Source organism: Brevibacillus sp. FIR094 (assembly GCF_050477165.1).
Taxonomy (GTDB): domain Bacteria; phylum Bacillota; class Bacilli; order Brevibacillales; family Brevibacillaceae; genus Brevibacillus.
Window position 1 is genome coordinate 162,262 of record NZ_JBEAES010000012.1, and the last position, 15,355, is coordinate 177,616.

Consider the following 15,355-nt stretch of genomic DNA (forward strand, 5'->3'; position numbering starts at 1 on the left):
CTCACAACGGGTCAGTTTTTGCGTTCGATAATAGAGTCAATCAATCCGTAGGCCTTTGCTTCTTCTGCGCTCATGAAATTGTCGCGATCTGTATCTTGCTCTACGCGTTCATAAGGCTGACCTGTCCGCTCAGACAAAATCTCATTTAGCTGGCGCTTCGTTTTCATAATCCATTCCGCATGAATGCGGATGTCTTCTGCTTGCCCACGCACACCACCGAGCGGTTGGTGAATCATTACTTCGGCATTTGGCAGAGCGTAGCGCTTGCCTTTTGCACCAGCAGCCAACAGGAACGCACCCATGCTGGCAGCCATGCCCACACAAATTGTGGACACATCCGGTTTGATGTACTGCATGGTGTCATAGATGGCCATTCCTGCTGTAACAGAACCACCTGGAGAGTTTATGTATAGCGATATGTCTTTGTCCGGATCTTCTGCCTGCAAGAAAAGCAGCTGAGCGACAACCAAATTGGCGATTTCATCATCAATCTCGGTGCCCAAGAGAATAATCCGGTCTTTCAGGAGGCGCGAGTAAATATCGTAGGAGCGCTCGCCCCTGCTTGTTTGCTCGATGACCATAGGGATTAGCATTATGTATTTTCCTCCTTTGCCGAAAAAAGTCAATGGTGGAAAAACAAGGCACGATACACTCGTGCCTTGTGATCTTGATAGCCAGTGCACAGGCTAAGCCTGCCCACTAACCAATCATGCGTTCTTCTAAGCTTATGCTGTTACTTTGCTTTCTGCAACCAGCAAATCTACTGTTTTGCGAGTTTGCACATCGCGGTACAGAGCAACCATGCCATCTTGTGCGGAGAAGATTTTGCGCAGCTCGTCTGCTGGGCGACCGTATACGCCAGCCAGTTTCTCGAGTTCTGCAGTTACATCTTCTTCCGTTGCTTCGATGTTTTCTGCTTTGCCGATTGCTTCCAAAGTCAAGGAAGTGCGAACGCGGGATGTTGCGTCTGCACGCAATTGATCACGCAGTTGGCTCTCGTCCATGCCGGAGAACTGGTAGTACAGTTCCAGCGTCATGCCTTGGTATTGCAGACGTTGACCAAATTCATTTACCATTTGATCCAATTCATGCTCAACCATTACTGCTGGCAGATCGATCTCAGCGCTTTCAGCTGCTTTCAGAACGAGCTGTTCACGAACATATTGATCTTTTTCTTGCGCTGTTTTTTCTTCGAGTTTTTTCTTGGTGTCTGCTTTCAGCTCTTCCAGCGTGTCGAACTCGCTCACATCTTTGGCAAACTCATCATCCAAAGCAGGCAGGTTTTTGCGCTTCAGGCTGTTCAGCTTCACTTGGAATACCGCTTCTTTACCAGCGAGGTTAGGAGAGTGGTACTCTTCAGGGAAAGTTACGGTAATTTCTTTTTCATCGCCGATGTTCAAGCCAGCCAGTTGCTCTTCGAACCCTGCGATGAAAGTACCGGAACCCAGTTCCAGAGAGTAATCTTCCGCTTTACCGCCTTCAAAAGCTACTCCGTCTTGGAAGCCTTCGAAATCGATTACAGCGATATCGCCTGTTTGTGCTGCGCCTTCTTCTACTGCTACGAGTTCAGCATGACGCTCTTGCATACGCTTCAGTTCAGCGTCAACGCTCTCTTCTGTTACAGAGAAGTCTTTATCTTCGATGGACAGACCTTTGTAGTCGCCCAGCTTCACTTCAGGCTTCACAGTTACAGTCGCTTTGAAGATCAGGTTTTTCCCTTGTTCCATTTGCGTTACGTCTACTTCTGGACGATCTACTGGCTCGATACCAGCTTCACGAACAGCTTGTCCGTATGCAGTTGGAAGCAGAATGTCAAGAGCGTCTTGGTACAGAGATTCTACACCAAAACGAGATTCGAACATTTTGCGTGGTACTTTTCCTTTACGGAATCCTGGAACTTGAACTTTTTGAACCACTTTTTTAAACGCTTGATCCAATGCTGCGTCTACTTGCGTAGCATCTACTTCAATCGTCAGGACTCCCTGGTTATTCTCTACCTTTTCCCAATTTGCTGCCACGTAAACTTCCCCTCCTAAATCGAATCAACAGAACATCGCCAGCCGCGCCATGGTATCTTCGCAGGCTCGGATGATAATATTCTAGCCATTATAACCATTCTAGTATAGCACAAATCTTTTAGTTTTCAAGAAGACCTCATTGGTCGACGAACAGAATAGTTCCCTCCCAATTGTGAAACCGGGTTGCCTACATGATCATAAAACGCCACGGATATGTAAACTTCTGTCGGGCTCGTTCCTGTCTCTTCTAAAAGAGCGTAAGTCGGTACGTGAAAACCGCGCGGCATTTGCAGGCTCCCCGGATTCAGAAACAAGATGTCTCTCTCTACGCCACAGACAGGTACATGAGAGTGACCGAATACGACTACATTTGCTCCGACCTCTTCTGCACGGTAATGAAGGCGCAGAAGAGAGCCTTTCACTCCGAAAAGATGCCCGTGCGTTTGCAGGATGTGAAGGTCGCGCCATTCGGTCTCTTGCTCAGTCGGCACCTCTTGTGTCGAATCGCAATTGCCTCGGACAAGCGTCATGTTGGAAAACGGCTCGCGCTTATGGTCGACACAAAAATCGCCACAATGCAAAATTTTTTCGACATGATGTCGTTTGACGACCTGGCTTACTTCCCGAACCAAGCCGTGACTATCGCTCATGATGAGAATTCCCATCACGCCTCACTCTCCTGTTTTCTCTCTTGTCCTACTTGATGATTTCAAGCAGTTGCTGCATGGCGCGAGCGCGGTGGCTGATCTGGTTTTTTTCTTCTGGCATGAGTTCGGCCATCATTTTGTCCATCGATGGGATATAGAATACCGGATCATATCCGAAGCCGTTTGTCCCTTTTGGCTCACGCGCGATCACACCCTCACAAGCGCCAGTGGCAATGATTGGCTCTTCTCCAGGAATCACCAACGCCAACGTACAACGGAAGCGAGCTGTGCGTTCCTCTGTCGACACCTCTTCCAGCTCTTTCAACAATTTACGCCAATTCTGCTCGTCTGTTGCTTCTTCACCAGCAAAGCGTGCGGAGTAAACTCCAGGGCGTCCTTCCAGCGCATCTACTTCCAGACCAGAATCGTCACCAAGGGCTGGCATTTTCAAGTATGTAGAGATTTCAATTGCTTTTTTCAACGCGTTTCCTTCGAAGGTGTCCTTGTCTTCTACTACCTCAGGCACACCGTCAAATTCAGCGAGGCTAATTCCTTCCCAGCCTGCATCTGCGAACAGCCTGTTGAATTCTTTCACTTTTCCTTGGTTACGTGTTGCGAGAACGACTTTTTTTCGATTAGGCATGACTTTCCTCCGCTACTGATTGTGAAAAAGAGAGCGAAACATCAGCGAGCGCTTCTTTTTGACTGTTAATCAAGTTGTCAATGCCGACTTTTGCAAGGGCAATCATTTCTTGTAGCTGTTCAGGCGAAAACGGAGCATCCTCCCCTGTTCCTTGCAGCTCGACAAACTTTCCTTTTCCCGTCATGACGACATTCATGTCTACAATCGCTGTAGAATCTTCTTTGTAGTTCAGATCGAGTACTGCTTCCTCGCCAACTACCCCTACTGAGGTCGCTGCCAGGAAGTCATTGAGCGGCAGTTGCTTCCAGGTGCCACTATCCACCAGCTTTTGCATCGCGTCTACCATTGCCACGAAGGCTCCTGTAATCGAAGCTGTCCGTGTACCTCCGTCTGCCTGAATAACATCGCAATCCAGCCAAATGGTGCGTTCACCCATTGCTTCAAGATTCACAACGGAGCGCAGAGCACGTCCGATCAGACGCTGAATCTCCATTGTTCGTCCACCAACTTTTCCTTTGGACGACTCACGCGCGTTGCGGGTCGCTGTTGCTCGGGGAAGCATGGAATACTCGGCTGTGATCCAGCCCTTCCCGCCACCACGCATAAAAGGCGGCACCCGGTCCTCCAAAGTCGCCGTACAAATCACCTTTGTGTCTCCGACTTCAATTAGGCACGATCCTTCTGCGTGTTTAATGTAATTGCGCGTAATGGTTACAGGGCGCAATTGATCATGGGCACGACCATCCACTCTCATTCCAAGTTCCTCCTAAATCACTTTGTTACACTTCGCTCATTATACCAGAGGCGGGAAACGATCTGCCACTGCACAAACGCCTCTTCTCTATTTACGTTAATTGCAAATATTCTTGTCACTTTACACTTTCAATAAAAATTTCATGCGGACATCAGTTGCTCCTTGGCGGCTGGAGGACTATCCGTACTGGTGACGGCGAACAAAAACCACGCTCGTTAATACGGGCGTGGCTCGTTCCTTACAGCTGTATGGGATTGAGTTGAACTGGGCGGCTCACTGGCTTGGTGAACTGGCCATTAGCTAGCGGTTTTCCTTCCACCAGCAGCTGCACTTGCTTGGCTCCTGTCGTTTCTGTCAATGACAAGACGAGCGATTGTAGAGCTTCTGGGCTCGCTTCCTTGCCATCGTCATACTTGAGGATGTCACTGCTCAAATTAACTGTCACCAAATCTTTTTCCTGCTTCACATCCAGAACACGTGTCGTACGGAGCAAGGAACTAAATAGCTGCGATCCTTGTTTCGGTCCTTTGATCAACTCTTCAACGGTTGCCTTGGCGACGTCAGCCGTTTCAGGAACCAGGCGAGTGACTGGGACATAATACGTACGTGTATCATCCAGCTGCCCTTGGAAATAAACCGTTACGCTGGAGGTATCTCCTGGTACCGCCCCATCGCCCAGTTCGAGATTGACTCCTTGATTCCGGTCTAATAGCGTTATGGGTGTTTTGGCTGCTGGCATTTCCGTCAACGGCGTTCCGTTCACCCAAATTTGCACAGTCTTGACGTTGCTAAATTCTGTCAACGCCCGGGTGACTGCATCGACAATTTTCTTCTCGTCTTTCTCCTCGTACGTTTTGAAGTCTTTGGAAAAATCGACAGTGGCTACGCCGTTTTTGATGACAAGTCCTTTTACTTCTGTCCCTTTCGGCAAGACAGCGGAGAAGCCATTCTGGAGCATGCTCTCTACCGGACCACCTTTTACCATATAGCTCAATACTTGTTTGGCAGGACCTTCTGATTTCGGAAGAGTCATCGAAACAGGAACGAGATATCCGTTAGCATCCTGCAAATACACCATTCTCTCTCCAGTCTCCTGAACGACCGGTTGTGCGCCTTCTTTTGCTGCATCCGGGGACGGCGTGCCGTTTGGCAAATCAACTGATACCTCGGACTGTGGTGGTGCATCAATACTAATCGTTTCCTTTTCCGGGCCAAAGAGACCGCAGCCCGACAAAAGCACTGCGCTAACCCCCAGCACGGCCGTCATTTTCCCGATGTGCCTTATCTTCATTTCCCCAGCCTCCTCCAGACACTTTGTACTACCATGTATACGAGCTAGGCTTGGGTTTATGCGTTGAAAGTTTGTCACGCTAGACAAGGTCTTCCATCAGGACTGGACGGTTTTTTCCAAGGAGTTGTGCTGGACGTTTACTTTGCAATCCAGCCATTCTTCTGCAATGGTCCGGAATTTGTTGGCGTCCCCACTCGTTACAAACAGATGCTTCGGGCGCTCTATTTGCTTGCTTTCGGCGTCCGTCGCAATTTGCAGGGACAATTCTCGCGCTGTCTCTTCTGCGGAGTTAATCAAGCGTACTCGATCTCCCATCACTTCGGAAATGACTGGTGCGAGCAACGGATAGTGTGTACAACCCAAAATTAACGTGTCCAAATCTTCGTGCAAGAACGGGGCGAGCGTATCTTTTACGACTCTCCTTGCTTCCTCCGAGTTCGCCATGTGGCTCTCCACCAGTGGCACAAATGCGGGACAAGCCATGCCTGCGACGTACAAATCTGGTTGAATCCGTAAAAGCGCACGCTCATACGCCTTGGTACGGATGGTCGTTTCCGTCCCGATGACACCGACCCTTCCGTTTTTCGTCACTTGAACAGCCGCACGTGCCCCTGGTTCAATTACCCCAATGACGGGCAGCGGCAAATCCTCCATCGCTTCCTCCAGCACGACGGCAGTCGCAGTATTACAGGCGATCACCAATGCTTTTAACGGTGTACGCATCACATAATCGATCATTTGAAAGCTGTAGGTACGAATCTCTTCCGGCGATTTGGAGCCATACGGACAACGGGCATTATCGCCTACATAAACAATCCGTTCTTCAGGTAGCTGACGCATGACTTCCTTCGCAACAGTTAATCCTCCCACTCCTGAATCAATAACGGCAATCGCTCGTTCTCTACTCATGCTAATGTGTCTCCCCTGTTGAAATGAATATAGTACAGCATACCACTCAAACATTTGTGCTACTACCATATGCGGAGATGAAATTTCTTGTACTCCGCAAATGTCGCACCTTCTCTAGGCGCCTTTCATAATGTGGGGAGAGATGATGTGCCCACGAGGAGGAGAATCTTTTGGTAGAAGAAGCCAAGAATTTGCTGGACTGGAGCCAATGGGGCCGACAATGGATCGAGCATTTGCGAAGACATAAGACCCTCAACCGAGAACTCGAGCGGCATCTGCACAAATTCGAAGAAACATTTACAGTGATTGGAAGGCAAGCATCGAAGCTTGATTCGACAAAAGAAAGCGACGAACTCCCTGCCCTCATCACTCGCGCAGAACAGGTGCAGGAGCAATTCCATCACTTTTTACGATTGGCTCAGTTGAGTGAAGATGAGCATTTGGAAGGAGAGGTGAGGGAACCTGTTCAGGAATCAGTAAATGCACAGCCAGCGGTGGCAGAAGAAGTACAAGTGCCTGTAGTTCCAGAACCCGTTTCCTATCCCGGTGCACGCGAGCCAGTCCGTGCGGCACGCCCTGTGGCTGTCGGCCGACATACCCTTCCCCCGCTCCCTTATGCCTACAATGCTTTGGAGCCGTACATCGATGAAGCTACCATGCAAATTCATCACAATAAGCTACACCAAAAGTATGTAGACGATCTCAATGCTGCTGAGCGGAAGCTAGCAGAGGCGCGAGAAAGTGGCAACTTCGAACTCATACGCCATTGGGAACGTGAGCTAGCCTTTAATGGGGCCGGTCATTACTTGCATACGATCTTTTGGCCATCCATGAGTCCAAATGGGGGTGGCACTCCCTCCGGTGATCTCGCAGCGGCAATCAATCGGTATTTCGGTTCGTATGACGCCTTTAAGAGACAATTTAGTCAGGCGGCAGAAAAGGTAGAAGGTCCTGGGTGGGCGATCCTCGTTTGGTCCCCACGCGCACATCATCTGGAGATTCTTATAGCCGAAAAGCACCAGAACCTTTCACAATGGGATGTGATTCCGTTACTTGCTCTGGACGTATGGGAGCATGCCTATTTCCTTGCGTATCAAAACCAGCGAGACAAATATGTAGAAAACTGGTGGAATATCGTCAACTGGCCCTATGTGGAAGAGCGATTCGAGAAAGCACGAAAACTGCGCTGGGAGCCGTATTGACTTGTATCTCCCCTTCATTGACAAACCCCCTCGTCATCCCAAATGACAGGAATGAGAGGGGGTTTTTGCTGGGTAAACTTATTCGCTATACGGGACAAATTCGATCTTTTGCACCTTGATCGGATTTTGGATGGGCTTCGCATTTTCATCTGTTTTCTGGGCAGCGATCTTGTCTACGACTTCCATCCCGGCAAATACATGACCAAAAACAGTGTGGCGATTATCGAGGTAAGCTCGTCCACCAATTTCTTTATACTTCGCTTCTGCATTCAACGGCAGCGCCGACAAATCGAGGTACTCCTGATCTACCTTGGGGCTCTGTACAATGTAGAAATGGGTGCTGTTCGTATTTGGTCCAGCATTCCCCATGCTTAGCGCTCCTCTGAAGTTGAACAGATCCCGGCTAAACTCGTCCTCGAACGACTCTCCGTAAATACTCGGCAGCTCCTTGCCATCCGGCCCTTTCAAATCTCCCGCCTGAATCATGAAATCGTTGATTACACGGTGAAATATCATATTGTTGTATTGCCCTTTTTTCGCAAGTGTCTTAAAGTTTTCCACTGCTTTTGGAGCTTTGTTCGGGAACAGTCTCAGCTTGATCACACCGGCATCAGTCGTGATCATGCATATTTCTTCACCTTTGCGTGGCTTCTCCAACTGAATCAGCTTCACATCTGACACATCGATGCCAGAGTCCTGCCAAATGACACCCCACGCCTTCCAGTTCACCGGGTCTGTCCCGAGTCTGGCCAAGCCGATATAATCCGTTTTTTCAATGGCCTTATTATCTGCGGTATATCCCACGTATTTGAATTTCACAATCGCACGGTAGTTATTGTAAGCGTCCTCCTTCGTGACGGTGTACAGCTTGTCTACTTTTGCTTCGATCACCTGAATGTTTTTGTATTGCGCTAATCCTTCCACATAGGTTTTCATCGCAAAATTCGTCAAGGAGTCATCTGCTACCAGCTTGGCTACCTCAGCAGGATTGGATCGTTGCTTCACTAAGGACCCGATGAAATCATTTACTTCCTGCTTATCTCCACCATGCGGGCGGAACTGGTTGACCTGAGCTTCATTACGATAATCATGAACAGCGTTTGCAGCAGCATGTTGGACAAAAGTCGGACTAAGTAACGGGATCACAATACTTGCAACGACAGCCAGAGAAACGAGTTTTTTCATTCTTTCCGCCCCCACTAAATTAGAAGATTGTTCCATAAAAACAGTATAGCTCAATCTGTGATTCGACGTACGAAATATTTTAAAAATTCCGCTAAATAAAGCGAGAAAATTTCATTTTTTCCCATAAAATCTCTTGCGTCTTTTTGCGTCCCTCCCCCGTCTAACCCATGTAAACTTCATGAAGCTACAACAAAAAAAAACAATCAATCATACCGGCAATCTGCCATATAAGGGAGAGACACACCATGAATAAAAAAACCATCACTGTATTTGCTGCTTCTATTTTGACTTGCTCTGTTTTTGCTGGAGCTCTCGGCACTACTTGGGCTAACCAAGCTACTGCGCCAGTAACCACGCAGCAAGAAACAAAAGCAAACGAAGCTGCCAAGCAAACTATGTTCCGGAATATCAAACTAGCGGAGCCTGCTCTACTATACACCTTACAAGGGGAAGCAAGTGTTTTTGAAGGAACGTACCAATACGCAGTCAAGCAAAGGAATCACGTCTTGGCAAAAGGGTTCGGCACAGCTTCAAAAGGTGGACCGGAATGGGGAACTTTTGCACAAACGATTACGCTTCCAACGAGTGAGCTGATCGGAAACGAGCCATTGATGCTCGAGATGTTCGAAATCAACCAAGAGAACGGCGCGATCATCAACAAGCTTTCCATTCCATTAGATAGCTCCGATATAGTAAAAAACAATAACGTATTTCGTAACCTGAAGCTTGCGGCACCATCTGTCGTGTACACCGTATCCGGCGAAGCTAGCGTTTTCGAAGGCACCTATCAATATGCCGTGAAGCAAGGCGAACAAGTAGTTGCCAAAGGCTTTGGAACAGCATCGAAAGGCGGTACGGAATGGGGTGAATTCTCTCAGGAGATTGTCATTCCTCTGAGCAATCTATCTAAAAATAAGCCAAGCACCCTCGAGCTGTTTGAAATCGATCAAGAAAGCGGCGAAATGAAAAATAAACTGGTACTTCCATTGAAGCAAGGATAAAAAGGATCTACGCTCCCGCAGTGTGTCTCGCGCTGCGGGATTATTTTCTATCAGAAAGGAAGAACCTAACGTATTCAGTAAGGAGGGTGTGCAGTATCGTGAATCAAACTGAACTGGCACAAAGAGCCATTTCCGGTGATGAAGACAGCTTTACTCTTCTGATCCAAGAGAATAGAGAAAAAATATATCGCATGGCTTTTACTTATGTACGAAACAAGGAAGACGCGCTGGAAATTGTGCAGGAAACTGTCTACCGCGCCTTTATCTCCGTACACAAATTGAAGCAGCCGCAATATTTTCAAACATGGCTGACCAAAATCGCCGTCAACTGCGCCTTGGATCACATACGCAAAGCAAAAAAAGTCGTTTATATGGATAAAGAACACGAAAGCAGCTACGAGCAGAAACCGACGGAAGATGTCATCGACTTGCATGATGCCTTGGGCCAACTCGATGAAAAATCCCGAACGGTCATTATGCTGAGATATTTCGAAGACATGCCCATCAAGGACATTGCCGATGTGCTAGACATACCCCTCAGTTCCGTAAAGTCGATCATTTACCGCGGACTGGAGAAATTGAAAGTGAACATTGGGGAGCGTGAATCTCTTGGATAAAAAGCTGGACGATTATAAACAAGCCTATCACGATATTGAAATTCCCGAAGAGTTGGCGGCTGTCACCGAGCAAGGCATCGAACGTGGGAAGCTTCATCGAAAACGTACGAAAGCAAGAACGCGTTGGATAAAGCACGCTGGCGTAAGCGCAGCGGCAGTCTTTGTTCTTTTTACAGTCAGCGTGAACACGATGCCCGCCTTTGCAAGTGCTTTGGAAAACGTGCCGGGTCTGGGCAAGCTGGTGAAAATATTGCAATTCAATAAAGGCAGTGCAGGCGGCGGTACTCCTCAGGATGCCGTAGATGTTAGCTTCATTACGGTACAGAAGCAAGGAGACAGGGAAAACATCATCTTGAACTTTACCCAGGATAATGAGGTACAGCAGAATGCCAGCTCCTTCCACGTGAGTTTTACGGAATATCCGAATACGATGACATTTGCTGTTGGTGGTGCGAGAAGATTTTCTGCTGTCAAAGATTTCGAGACATTGAAGCAAAGTCCGTATATCGAAGATGCCTACGAGATTATTTCGTTGGATGATTCTCTTGTGCGGTTTAATGTGACCTTTAAGGAAGCGATCGCTTATGAAGTGAAAGAGTATAAGGAACCGGCACAAGTTGTGATTACGATTTCGCCAAAAGAAGTGTCGTCAGAACAGCAGCAGCCTGTGTACGCGGTACGCACTGCTTCCGTGCCATATGGAGAGACGCTTGGGGTTATGGAGGAATCTTTGTTGGTCGCGGACAATATGCGGGTTTTGAAGGACAAGCAAGGTGGGTACTTTGTCGAGGCCGGGTATTATCGGACAGAGGCGGAGGCTCAGGAGAAAATGAAGCAGTTGAAGGATGAGCTTGGGGTTGTAGAGCCGTTGTTTGTGGAGAAGAGAGAGTATTTGGAGGTGCCTGGGGGGATTGTGGCGAGGTAGGGTTCTCCCCTTCCCCCCCACCAATTATCAGATTATTCTGGGAGGATAGAAAAGCTGTGAACATGATAGGAAAGTTCCTAGCGACTCTATATAATAAACTCTCAAGAGCGCTCTTGCATTTGTTTTTTAATTTGAATCGGGAGGTTCATCATGGATACAAAAATTGTCATTTTTGAAGACATCTATCGGGATCAATTAGTGGATATTTGGTATCGTGCTGTTTGCCGTACTCACCATTTTTTGACGAAAGAAGATATTGAATTTTATAAAAACATGGTAAAAAATGAAGCACTATCTGCCGTTGAGGTATGGATGGAAATAAACGAAAAGAAAGAGCCTGTAGGCTTTATTGGCCTAGATGGGACGAAAATCGAAATGCTGTTCGTTGATCCAGAATACCACGGAAAAGGGATTGGCAGCAGATTACTCGAACATGCGGAACGCAAGTATGGTTCTCATTTGAAAGTAGATGTCAACGAGCAAAACGAAGGGGCTCACGCCTTCTACAAACGGTATGGGTTTGTGCAAACAGGACGGTCTGAACTGGATGATTCGGGAAGGCCGTTTCCTTTGCTTCATTTAGATTTACAACGTTAATTCTTGGTTTTTCAAAAAACAAGACTGTCTCCTGTAGTAGAATTCTCTACTTGCGAGACAGTCTTGCTTCTGAAATTTCAAGAAGTAGTATTTTTGTCGCTTCTTCTACTAATCTCTTCTGCTGCTTCCATTTTGTTAATGAACGTCCCGACCACCTTTAATACTTGAAACAAGACGACCAGAATCGCGATGACCGTCAACCATAATACTCCAAACCCAATTACCCAGCCTGTAGACATGTTCATCCCTGCCTTTTTCGAAAAATATGTTGGAACGTACTAATTTCTCCGCTAATAGCCATGAGCAATGAGATGCACACACTCGAAAAAAAGATAGCGATTACCCAGTTGGCGATTTCGAAACTGCCATACAATAAGTAATGGTCAACGCTCGCCCAGCCCCCGCTCCATTGCCCCACATAGACCGCCAGATTGATGAATACGAGGTTACGCAAAACAAGCTTCCACGATAAAAAATGGTTTCCCGCCATTCCGCCGCATCCACAAGAAATCTTTCTTCTGCCTCCTGCCAGATTGATACCGATCGCGAGTGTATACGCCACCAGCAACAAAATCGCCAAGGTCAGTCCCAGCCTTGTAAAAAAACCAATCAGCAAGGAAATCGCTATGATGGCTTGCAACCCCAGATCAAGATACGTAAAGCCTTTTGACCACGAATAAGGTATGATCTGATAGGCTCGCACAATGGACAAATGCGTGCTCATATCGCTTATTTTTGAGACAAACGTGCTGATAAATAAAAATGCCAGAATCAGTCGAAACAGCAAACCAAGCTCCTCCATAACACCCCTCCTTCGTTACGCAAACCATTTTGCTTGCATACGATACATGCGCGAATATTCTCCGTTTGCATCCATTAACTCATCATGATGCCCCACTTCGATCAGTTGACCTTGCTTCATGACAAAAATCCGATCCGCCATTCGTGCCGCAGCCATCCGATGGGAAATAAAAATCGCCGTCTTATTCTGTGTGAGGGCATCAAACTGCTGAAATACTTCCAACTCTGCCTGCGGATCAAGTGCAGCCGTAGGCTCGTCCAGAATAAAAATCTCACCTCTTCTGTATAAAGCCCGCGCCAACGCGACCTTCTGCCACTGTCCGCCTGACAAGTCTTCGCCATCCTGTAGCGTCCGCCCCAAAATCGTATCGTATCCACTGGGAAGCTTGCGAATAAAGGTATCTACGCCGGTTTCAACTGCTACTTGCCTCATCTGCACGGGATTGATTTCCTGCGTTACTCTCCCAATGGTGATGTTCTCTCCAGCAGTGAAATTGTACCGAATGAAGTCTTGGAAAATGACCGTGATATTTCGTTGCAGGTCGGTAATATCAAGCTCATGAATCGACTGATCGTCGAACAGAATATTTCCAGAATGGATCGGATAAAGCCCCATCAAGCATTTGACGAGCGTCGTTTTTCCAGAGCCATTATCGCCGACAATCGCAATACGCTCCCCCGGGTTGATCGTAAAGGAAACTTCATTGATCACATTGCGCTCCATTTTGGGATAGCAAAACGAAACCCGATCAAACGTAATTCCAGATTGCAGCTTGGTGGGAAACTCAGCTTTACCAGTGAGCTGCGGAATCGTTTTATCCTCGTATTCCAGAAAGTCAAACAGATCAGCGATGTACAAGCATCTGTTGACAATATGTGCGAGGTTAAAGGTCATTTGCGAAAGCAACTGCTGTGTATTCTGTACCGCTTGTGCAATCGCTACAAAATCCCCTACCTTCAGGGCGCTCGCACGAAGCAGCGATACGACCAATCCCAAGCAGCCAATATACATCGAGGAGGTAAATATCCCTGAGAGAATCAGTGCTTTTTCCCTGCGGTGGAGCAGACGAAGTACCTCTTTCATATTTTTCAAATACAGGCGAGACCATCTACCTAGCAAAAAGTCCTTGAGCTGAAACAGTCGGACCTCTTTTGAGCTGTCGCGCTCATTCAGGATCGAGCTGATATAAGAGGCTTCTCGAATCTCTGGCGTCTGTAGCCTTGCGAGAAAGTATTCCGACATACCAAATTTGATTTGGACAATTAACAACGGGATCACGGCTAGCAAGCTCATCACAGCTAATCCCCAGTGAATGCTGAGCAAAAACACCGCATACGAAATCAGAGTAATCAGATTTTTCCCAAGATCCAACACCCTTCCCACAGGGTCCAGAAAGCGTTCCCCCATTGCCTCTGCCCGAATGCGGTGGTGATGATTGTAAAATTCCGGATCATCGAAATAAGAGAGCGGAACAGATGCTGCTTTCTTTGCTACCATATGCTCCAAATGATATTCCAGTCGTTGCTCCGTATGGGCATCGAGTATACGCAAGACCGTTTCCAACGCATTCGTCACCAGCGTCACAGAAAACAATCCCGCAAGCAGCCAAAGCAATGGCTGGTAATTATCAGTCTGGTCCAGCGCAATGGCTGTAACCTCGTTCACCATTTCTTTCATGATCCAGATTGATGCCAACGGAGAAAATGCCAGGATGATTCTGAGGGCAATGGAACAAATGAGCCATAGCTTGCCATGTGCCCAAATCAATCGAACTGTTTTTACAAGATAGGAGCGAGTCATGCTGGTTCACCTGCTAGCGCTAGGAGCTTCTTTTTGGTTTCCACGGCGGTTATTGGTTTGGCACGAATGACGTCCTGTTCATCGATTACCAAAACGCTGGGGAAATGGTTGATCTTGTATGCTTCCAGCATGGGTTCGTTGCCAATTAATACAGGGATGCCAGATATGTTGTTTTCTTGCAGCCATTGGGAAGTGGATATGTGCTCGGATTCTGTTGAGATGATAACGGATGCATCTGTGAGCACCTCTCCCTCTGACAATAGTTCGTGCACATGATTGGCACAGTGCCCGCAGCCCGTATGGGTGAAGTTTACGATCAGTGGGCGGGGCAGATGATTTAGTTGTTGCTCTTGACCGTTTAGCGTGAGGAAAGGTAGTGATTGCAGTTTGGTGCCGATTGCTGGTCCTGTTTCTGGGATGAATGGGTGGAAGTTGTGGACCTGTTTCTGGGTTTGTTTTAGTAGGGTGAGGAGTTTTGCCAGTATGAAGGCAAAGATAAGTAGAAAGATCATGTTTATGGCTATGAGCAAATCTATCGCTCTCCTTTCGTGCGACTCGAGATAATGCGAGAGGCGTAGAATGTTTTTACAGAGAAAATACCATAATATTCTAATTTTGTCATTGTTTTATGTATCATCTGATATGGAATATTTTGAAATCCATAGGGATAGAGGTGGATTCAACTATGGAATCAGACTAGAGAAGCGAAACGGCCCCTGCCTCCAATTTGCAAACTTTTATTAGAATTTCATTTTTAATCTTTTAAAATGACGCTCCTAGTTAGTAAACTTCTCGAGATGTGAGTCTGTAAAACATTCTGTGTAAACACTCAACCGCTAAACTACAATTAGCTTTTGCCCTTTATGTGGCGGTATGAAAAATCCCCTCCAGACAACAGTGTTGATCTCATGGACTGACCCTAATTAATGAGACGTTGAAAAAGCACCTAGGCTACCTGTTTCCC

Annotated in this window: 17 protein-coding genes; 5 read left to right on the forward strand and 12 right to left on the reverse strand. The window is 47.2% G+C overall.

Going from position 1 to position 15,355, the window contains the following annotated elements:
* Positions 1–11 precede the first annotated feature (11 nt).
* The 7 genes from clpP to racE form a co-directional block, all read right to left on the reverse strand.
* Positions 12–593 (reverse strand): ATP-dependent Clp endopeptidase proteolytic subunit ClpP, encoded by a 582-nt coding sequence (clpP, locus tag ACQ5DJ_RS13260; protein ID WP_429842877.1) that lies wholly within the window; start codon positions 591–593, stop codon positions 12–14.
* A gap of 132 nt (positions 594–725) precedes the next feature.
* Positions 726–2,018 (reverse strand): trigger factor, encoded by a 1,293-nt coding sequence (tig, locus tag ACQ5DJ_RS13265; protein ID WP_429842878.1) that lies wholly within the window; start codon positions 2,016–2,018, stop codon positions 726–728.
* Positions 2,019–2,143: 125 nt separating this feature from the next.
* Positions 2,144–2,683 carry a metallophosphoesterase family protein gene (locus ACQ5DJ_RS13270; protein ID WP_429842895.1) on the reverse strand — a complete coding sequence of 180 codons (540 nt, stop codon included), beginning with the start codon at positions 2,681–2,683 and terminating at the stop codon, positions 2,144–2,146.
* A 31-nt stretch (positions 2,684–2,714) separates the two neighbouring features.
* Entirely contained in the window at positions 2,715–3,308 is a 594-nt protein-coding gene (locus ACQ5DJ_RS13275) for an XTP/dITP diphosphatase (protein WP_429842879.1), read from the reverse strand.
* On the reverse strand, positions 3,301–4,062 hold the full coding sequence (gene rph / locus ACQ5DJ_RS13280) for a ribonuclease PH (protein ID WP_429842880.1): 762 nt from the start codon (positions 4,060–4,062) through the stop codon (positions 3,301–3,303). The genes ACQ5DJ_RS13275 and rph overlap by 8 nt, the downstream gene beginning before the upstream one ends.
* Positions 4,063–4,300: 238 nt before the next feature.
* The gene (locus ACQ5DJ_RS13285) at positions 4,301–5,353 is read right to left on the reverse strand and encodes a GerMN domain-containing protein (protein WP_429842881.1); all 1,053 of its coding nucleotides are present in this window, start codon (positions 5,351–5,353) and stop codon (positions 4,301–4,303) included.
* A gap of 96 nt (positions 5,354–5,449) precedes the next feature.
* Positions 5,450–6,262: a glutamate racemase gene (gene racE, locus ACQ5DJ_RS13290; protein ID WP_429842882.1), complete on the reverse strand. Its 813-nt coding sequence runs from the start codon at positions 6,260–6,262 to the stop codon at positions 5,450–5,452.
* Positions 6,263–6,432: 170 nt separating this feature from the next.
* Between racE and ACQ5DJ_RS13295 the strand changes: the two genes are divergently transcribed.
* Positions 6,433–7,464, forward strand: coding sequence for a superoxide dismutase (locus tag ACQ5DJ_RS13295; protein WP_429842883.1), 1,032 nt, complete (start codon positions 6,433–6,435; stop codon positions 7,462–7,464).
* Between the two features lie 78 nt (positions 7,465–7,542).
* Here the strand turns inward: ACQ5DJ_RS13295 and ACQ5DJ_RS13300 are convergent, their stop codons facing one another.
* Positions 7,543–8,649, reverse strand: a complete 1,107-nt coding sequence (locus ACQ5DJ_RS13300; protein WP_429842884.1) for a peptidylprolyl isomerase — start codon at positions 8,647–8,649, stop codon at positions 7,543–7,545.
* A 245-nt stretch (positions 8,650–8,894) separates the two neighbouring features.
* On the opposite strand from ACQ5DJ_RS13300, the gene ACQ5DJ_RS13305 reads away from it, so the two are divergent.
* The 4 genes from ACQ5DJ_RS13305 (at position 8,895) to ACQ5DJ_RS13320 (ending at position 11,789) form a co-directional block, all read left to right on the forward strand.
* Positions 8,895–9,650, forward strand: coding sequence for a Gmad2 immunoglobulin-like domain-containing protein (locus ACQ5DJ_RS13305; protein ID WP_429842885.1), 756 nt, complete (start codon positions 8,895–8,897; stop codon positions 9,648–9,650).
* Between the two features lie 98 nt (positions 9,651–9,748).
* The gene (locus ACQ5DJ_RS13310; protein ID WP_429842886.1) at positions 9,749–10,267 is read left to right on the forward strand and encodes a sigma-70 family RNA polymerase sigma factor; all 519 of its coding nucleotides are present in this window, start codon (positions 9,749–9,751) and stop codon (positions 10,265–10,267) included.
* Complete coding sequence (locus tag ACQ5DJ_RS13315) at positions 10,251–11,192, forward strand: DUF4179 domain-containing protein (protein ID WP_429842887.1); 942 nt, start codon at positions 10,251–10,253, stop codon at positions 11,190–11,192. Before ACQ5DJ_RS13310 ends, ACQ5DJ_RS13315 begins: the two co-directional genes overlap by 17 nt.
* A gap of 150 nt (positions 11,193–11,342) precedes the next feature.
* Positions 11,343–11,789: an acetyltransferase gene (locus tag ACQ5DJ_RS13320; RefSeq protein WP_429842888.1), complete on the forward strand. Its 447-nt coding sequence runs from the start codon at positions 11,343–11,345 to the stop codon at positions 11,787–11,789.
* Positions 11,790–11,866: 77 nt separating this feature from the next.
* On the opposite strand, the gene ACQ5DJ_RS13325 is transcribed toward ACQ5DJ_RS13320, so the two are convergent.
* From ACQ5DJ_RS13325 to ACQ5DJ_RS13340, 4 genes are read right to left on the reverse strand one after another with little or no spacing between them, the layout of a single operon-like run.
* Positions 11,867–12,028, reverse strand: coding sequence for a hypothetical protein (locus ACQ5DJ_RS13325; RefSeq protein ID WP_429842889.1), 162 nt, complete (start codon positions 12,026–12,028; stop codon positions 11,867–11,869).
* Between the two features lie 2 nt (positions 12,029–12,030).
* The gene (locus tag ACQ5DJ_RS13330; protein ID WP_429842890.1) at positions 12,031–12,591 is read right to left on the reverse strand and encodes a MauE/DoxX family redox-associated membrane protein; all 561 of its coding nucleotides are present in this window, start codon (positions 12,589–12,591) and stop codon (positions 12,031–12,033) included.
* Positions 12,592–12,606: 15 nt separating this feature from the next.
* Positions 12,607–14,391 (reverse strand): ABC transporter ATP-binding protein, encoded by a 1,785-nt coding sequence (locus ACQ5DJ_RS13335; protein WP_429842891.1) that lies wholly within the window; start codon positions 14,389–14,391, stop codon positions 12,607–12,609.
* Entirely contained in the window at positions 14,388–14,921 is a 534-nt protein-coding gene (locus ACQ5DJ_RS13340; protein WP_429842892.1) for a TlpA family protein disulfide reductase, read from the reverse strand. The genes ACQ5DJ_RS13335 and ACQ5DJ_RS13340 overlap by 4 nt, the downstream gene beginning before the upstream one ends.
* Positions 14,922–15,355 lie beyond the last annotated feature (434 nt).

Excerpts from the sequence above, each read along its gene's own strand:
- ACQ5DJ_RS13335 (WP_429842891.1), bottom strand. The coding sequence starts at position 14,391 with ATGACTCGCTCCTATCTTGTAAAAACAGTTCGATTGATTTGGGCACAT.
- clpP (WP_429842877.1), bottom strand. The coding sequence starts at position 593 with ATGCTAATCCCTATGGTCATCGAGCAAACAAGCAGGGGCGAGCGCTCC.
- ACQ5DJ_RS13305 (WP_429842885.1), top strand. The coding sequence starts at position 8,895 with ATGAATAAAAAAACCATCACTGTATTTGCTGCTTCTATTTTGACTTGC.
- ACQ5DJ_RS13285 (WP_429842881.1), bottom strand. The coding sequence starts at position 5,353 with ATGAAGATAAGGCACATCGGGAAAATGACGGCCGTGCTGGGGGTTAGC.
- ACQ5DJ_RS13320 (WP_429842888.1), top strand. The coding sequence starts at position 11,343 with ATGGATACAAAAATTGTCATTTTTGAAGACATCTATCGGGATCAATTA.
- racE (WP_429842882.1), bottom strand. The coding sequence starts at position 6,262 with ATGAGTAGAGAACGAGCGATTGCCGTTATTGATTCAGGAGTGGGAGGA.
- ACQ5DJ_RS13275 (WP_429842879.1), bottom strand. The coding sequence starts at position 3,308 with ATGCCTAATCGAAAAAAAGTCGTTCTCGCAACACGTAACCAAGGAAAA.
- rph (WP_429842880.1), bottom strand. The coding sequence starts at position 4,062 with ATGAGAGTGGATGGTCGTGCCCATGATCAATTGCGCCCTGTAACCATT.
- ACQ5DJ_RS13325 (WP_429842889.1), bottom strand. The coding sequence starts at position 12,028 with ATGTCTACAGGCTGGGTAATTGGGTTTGGAGTATTATGGTTGACGGTC.
- ACQ5DJ_RS13330 (WP_429842890.1), bottom strand. The coding sequence starts at position 12,591 with ATGGAGGAGCTTGGTTTGCTGTTTCGACTGATTCTGGCATTTTTATTT.
- ACQ5DJ_RS13270 (WP_429842895.1), bottom strand. The coding sequence starts at position 2,683 with ATGGGAATTCTCATCATGAGCGATAGTCACGGCTTGGTTCGGGAAGTA.
- ACQ5DJ_RS13300 (WP_429842884.1), bottom strand. The coding sequence starts at position 8,649 with ATGAAAAAACTCGTTTCTCTGGCTGTCGTTGCAAGTATTGTGATCCCG.